The organism is Trinickia sp. (assembly GCF_036503415.1).
In the GTDB taxonomy this organism is placed as follows: Bacteria; Pseudomonadota; Gammaproteobacteria; order Burkholderiales; family Burkholderiaceae; genus Trinickia.
Window position 1 is genome coordinate 1 of sequence record NZ_DASXWY010000040.1, and the last position, 4,359, is coordinate 4,359.

8 protein-coding genes are annotated in these 4,359 nt (G+C 63.2%); 2 read left to right on the plus strand and 6 right to left on the minus strand.

Annotated elements, in window-relative coordinates; translation table 11 throughout:
• The 3 genes from VGL01_RS06330 to VGL01_RS06340 all read right to left on the minus strand — a co-directional run.
• The coding region (locus VGL01_RS06330) for a DUF1488 family protein (RefSeq protein WP_331568012.1) at positions 1–135 on the minus strand (135 nt) is incomplete at its 3' end.
• Between the two features lie 66 nt (positions 136–201).
• Entirely contained in the window at positions 202–759 is a 558-nt protein-coding gene (locus VGL01_RS06335; protein WP_331568005.1) for a type 1 glutamine amidotransferase domain-containing protein, read from the minus strand.
• A 104-nt stretch (positions 760–863) separates the two neighbouring features.
• Positions 864–1,415, minus strand: coding sequence for a ferritin-like domain-containing protein (locus VGL01_RS06340; protein WP_331568006.1), 552 nt, complete (start codon positions 1,413–1,415; stop codon positions 864–866).
• A gap of 228 nt (positions 1,416–1,643) precedes the next feature.
• On the opposite strand from VGL01_RS06340, the gene VGL01_RS06345 reads away from it, so the two are divergent.
• Entirely contained in the window at positions 1,644–2,018 is a 375-nt protein-coding gene (locus VGL01_RS06345) for a DUF3175 domain-containing protein (protein ID WP_331568007.1), read from the plus strand.
• Between the two features lie 31 nt (positions 2,019–2,049).
• Here the strand turns inward: VGL01_RS06345 and VGL01_RS06350 are convergent, their stop codons facing one another.
• Together VGL01_RS06350 and VGL01_RS06355 are read right to left on the minus strand one after the other, a co-directional pair.
• A complete protein-coding gene (locus tag VGL01_RS06350) occupies positions 2,050–2,592 on the minus strand; it encodes a hypothetical protein (RefSeq protein WP_331568008.1) in 543 nt (180 codons plus the stop codon).
• Positions 2,589–3,026, minus strand: a complete 438-nt coding sequence (locus VGL01_RS06355) for a response regulator (RefSeq protein WP_331568009.1) — start codon at positions 3,024–3,026, stop codon at positions 2,589–2,591. The genes VGL01_RS06350 and VGL01_RS06355 overlap by 4 nt, the downstream gene beginning before the upstream one ends.
• 166 nt (positions 3,027–3,192) lie before the next feature.
• On the opposite strand from VGL01_RS06355, the gene VGL01_RS06360 reads away from it, so the two are divergent.
• Positions 3,193–4,047, plus strand: a complete 855-nt coding sequence (locus VGL01_RS06360; protein WP_331568010.1) for a MipA/OmpV family protein — start codon at positions 3,193–3,195, stop codon at positions 4,045–4,047.
• Here VGL01_RS06360 and VGL01_RS06365 read toward each other — a convergent pair.
• A partial coding sequence (locus VGL01_RS06365) for a TolC family protein (protein WP_331568011.1) occupies positions 4,038–4,359 on the minus strand: 322 nt, incomplete at its 5' end. The two genes, VGL01_RS06360 and VGL01_RS06365, sit on opposite strands and share 10 nt — an antisense overlap.

Below are 4,359 nucleotides of genomic sequence, written 5' to 3' on the forward strand. Positions count from 1 at the left end.
GGCGCCGAAATGATCCTCGAGCGCTTCGGCCGTCACAGCGCAGGCGAGTTCCACGCCGTCGACCACCGCAGCGAAGCGCACCACCATCTGCGCTCCGTCGAAAACGGGTTCCTCGTCGGGGTAGTCGATACGCATCAATGCTTCTCCATGTGGTCCCCGATGCCGGCTGCCGGCCGCCGCGCGCAGCGTTCATTCACTCCATCAAGAGGCGCGCGCACCGTGCCGCGCCAGTCGCTCGATGATCTTCCGATTGAAGGCGGGGATATCGTCCGGCTTGCGGCTCGTGATGAAGTTGTCGTCCTCGACCACTTCCTCGTCGACCCAGGTCGCGCCGGCATTGCGCAGGTCGTCCTGCAAGCTCGGCCAGCTCGTCATCGTATGTCCCTTGACGATACCGGCAGAGATAGGCAACCAGGCACCGTGACAAATCACCGCCACCGGTTTGTGGGCCTCGTCGAGCGCGCGCACGAACGCCTGCGCTTCCGGGACCGTCCGTATCGCGTCGCTGTTGACGACTCCACCCGGCAAGATGACGGCGTCGTAGTCTTCGGGCCGCACCTGGTCGAACGTCGCGTCGACGGTCACCATCGCACCGCGCTCGACGTGCTGGAAGCCTTGAAGCTGTCCAGGCTTCTTCGAAATGACGTGGACGAGCGCCCCCGCTTCGGAGAGCGCGCGCTTCGGCTCGATCAATTCGGCTTCTTCGAAGCCGTCCATCGCCAGCATTGCAACCTTGCATCCTTGAAGCGTCTTGCTCATGAGTCGAACTCCTCGAACAGGTGATGAACGTCTCTCATTCCGGCATCTCATCCCTTCTCGCGAGCAAGCCCGGTGCCAGCGTCACTTTTCCCTCGTTTCCTCACTCATTTCTTCAATTCGGCGGGCAATCCTTCAAGCAGGTCGGCCATATCGTCGGCATGTTCCTCTTCCACGGCAAGTATCGATTCCATGATGCGGCGCGACGTCGGGTCCTTTTCTCCGAGGTAATCGATAATTTCGCGGTAGCTGTCGATCGCGACGCGCTCGGCCACCAGGTCTTCGCGGATCATCTCGACGAGCGATCCCCCTTCGACGTACTCGGCATGGCTGCGCGAGAGCAACCCCTCCGGCGAGAAATTCGGCTCGCCGCCCAGTTGCACGATGCGCTCCGCGATCTGATCCGCGTGGCCCAGTTCCTCTTGCGCATGTTGGAGGAATTCATCGGCAACGCTTGTCGAATGGATCCCTCTCGCCATGAAATAGTGGCGCCGGTAGCGCAGCGTGCAGACTAGCTCGGTCGCTAGTGCGTCGTTGAGCAGCTTGAGCACAGTCTCTCGGTCAGCCTTGTATCCGGCCGTGACGGCGCCCTCGGAAATGTGTTCTCGGGCTCGCTTGCGAATCTCTTTGACGTCGGTCAGAAACGGTTGTTGAGCCATGGTCCTCTCCAGGGATTGCGCGGTTGTGTGAAGGAAAATCGATGACGCGCCGGCAGGTGCGCCATCGGCGGTCGGTCGCTATGGGCAAGGCGCGCACTTTCGTCACGCACGCATCACTCGTGCCAGCGGGAGGGCAACCGGCTGAGCGCGGCGGCACGGACGTTGCATCGAGGGTGGGAGTCGAACTCGTGTGAATCGATTCCACCTGATTGTCAGAAAGGCGTACCGATGGCTCATTCATCCACACCTCATTCGTCGACGCGTCGCCGCTCCGGTCACCCACCCCGGCAACGCCACGCCGAGGCCTCGAGCCGCAAAACGCGCGAATCGCCCCACCGCTGGTCGCATCACGTCATGGAGAGGAGCGACGCACTCGATCTCGAGTCGGGGATCTTCAAATCGGGCAGCGCCGAGGAGATCGCTCAGTCGCTCAAACGCTCCTCGCTCGCCAGCCGCCGACGCCGCGGCACACCGTTTCAATCCGCAATGTCGATGCTGAACTTCTATTTGAATCGCGCAGGCAGGAATTTGCCGAAGACACGTCGGCGCGTGCTCGAGAGCGCGAAGGGAAAGCTGCGCGAAGCGTTCGGACGCGCGCGGTAGCCGCTCCAAGCGGGCGGCCGCGCGCCGCGCATCATTCGCTCGAATCCGTCGGGAACACGTCCGGCTGCGCAAGCGTGCGGTAAGGAGGCTTGCCGGCGGGATCGTCCATCATGTCGTCGATGACGCGTTCGACGTCGGCCGTCTTCGCGAGCTCGGACAGGAAGGTCTTTTTATCGAACCCCGGTCCAACGCACCCCTGCACGTAGACGAAGCGGCGTTGCAGGGTCAACCACAGCGTCGTCTTTTCCTTCCAATGAGTGGCGGATTCGATGTTCGCGAGCCGCCGCTTGACCGCCTCGGCGATTTCCTTGTCATAGAGGTAGCCGTTCGAGAGCCGGCACCGGCCCTCCCACCAGCAGCTGTTGCCGCGTTCGACACGCCAGTGGCTCTCGGCACGCCACTCGCTTTCCGTTTCGAGCGGCCCGAGCGGTTCGGGGCAATGGGCAACCGCCTGCGAAATCGAAAGGAACGGATCGTTGCCGCGATTGAGTCGTTGGGTATCCTGGGCGTGCGCCGCCGCACTCGCCAATGCGAGCGCCAGCGCACAGGCCGCGGCAGGGCGGCGCGGGCTCATGCGCTCGTGAATTCCAGCACACGCAGGATCAACTGCGGTGTCAGCGGCTTGGCGCAGTGGGCGTCGAAGCCGGCATCGCGCGCGCGTTCGCGGTCCTGCGACGACGCATAGCCGCTACAGGCGATCAGCAGCATGTCCGCGGTGCTTGGATCGGCGCGCAACCGCCGCGCGAGCTCCAGCCCATCGAGCCCGGGCATCGCGATATCGAGCAGCGCGGCAAACGGCTGCCATTCGCGCGCGATTGCACACGCCTCGAGCGGATCGCTCGTTGCACGGCATTCGAAACCGTCGGCATCGAGCAAAAGTTGCAACGCTTCGGCCGCGTCGCGATAGTCGTCGACGACGAGCACCCGGCGATGATGAGCCATCACCGGCCGGAACGTTCGCCAAAGAACGACGTCTTCGCTTGAATCGGCCTTGCTGGGGTCGGTCACGAGCAGCTCCCTTGTCGTACGTCAACACCGCGCGAACATCTGGCACTGCAAAATACGCACCTGCCCGGCGCCCAGTGCGCTTCGGCATGCACATTGCTCCCGGTTCTGGCACGATTGACGTCGTACGAGCGCGGCATCCGATAAACAAAGCAACCAGGAACGAACCATGTCGATCTCCACAGCGGCACCGCGTGGTGCCCTCGCCGTCTTTCTGAGCGCTGCCATGCTCCCGCTTGCCGCCATCGCGCAAACACCGTCACCGCTCGCACAGTGGCAGTACTCGTCCGGCATCACGCTCGAACAAATGTTCCTGCCGCAACTGCCTACCTGGCGGATTCGCGTCGGCCCGTCGATCAGCTTTCAGCCGCGATATGACGGGGCGAGCAGCTACCACATACTCGCGGGGCCAAGCATCGACATTCGCTACCGCGATCGCTTCTTCTTTTCCACGGGCGAAGGCCTGGGTGCCAATGTGGTGACGGGGCCGAACTGGCGTGCCGGCATTGCGTTGTCCTACGATCTCGGCCGGCGTGCAGCCGACGATCTCGACCATCTGCACGGTATGGACAATATCAATCCGGCGCCCACGATGCACCTGTTTGGCGAGTATGTCGTGTCAAAAACCTTTCCGCTCGTCGTCCGCGCCGACGTGCGACGCGCCATGGGCGGCGATAACGGTTGGGTGGGCGATCTCGGCACTTATATGCCGATGCCGGGAAGTTCCGAAAAATTCAATTGGTTTGCCGGTCCGACCGTCACGTTTGCCGACTCCCGCTATATGAACAGCTGGTTCGGCGTCAACGCCAACGAATCGGCCCGCTCGGGTCTGCGCCAGTATCACGCCTCGGCCGGCGTCAAGTCGGTCGGGTTCGGCGTAGCCGCCACCTGGATGGCGAACAAACATTGGCTCGTGACGGGTAACGTCGCATATCAGCAACTCGTCGGCTCGGCCGCCAACAGCCCGATCGTCCAGCGCCGCGGTTCAGGCGTCGTCGACTTCGCTGTCGATTATCAATTCTGAGCAGGCAATGACGATGCGTCGTGCGCCTCGCGCTGCTCGAGCGGCGAGCCACCCAATGACTGGTAAAGCGCCGCCGTGTCGGCAAGACGATCCGCCTGAGCCTTCGTTCGGTCGAGACCTGCCGCGAGCGCCTGACGCTGAGCATCGATCAGCGCGAACTGGCTGATCCCACCGGCCGCGTAGCGAGCCGAGGCGACGTGCAGGCTCGCCTCGGCTTCGCGCGACGCCGCGTCGCGCATATCGAGCGTTTCGGCATCGCTTTGCAATGCCTGCAACGCATCGGCCACCTGTTGCAGTGCCTGCAGCACCGTC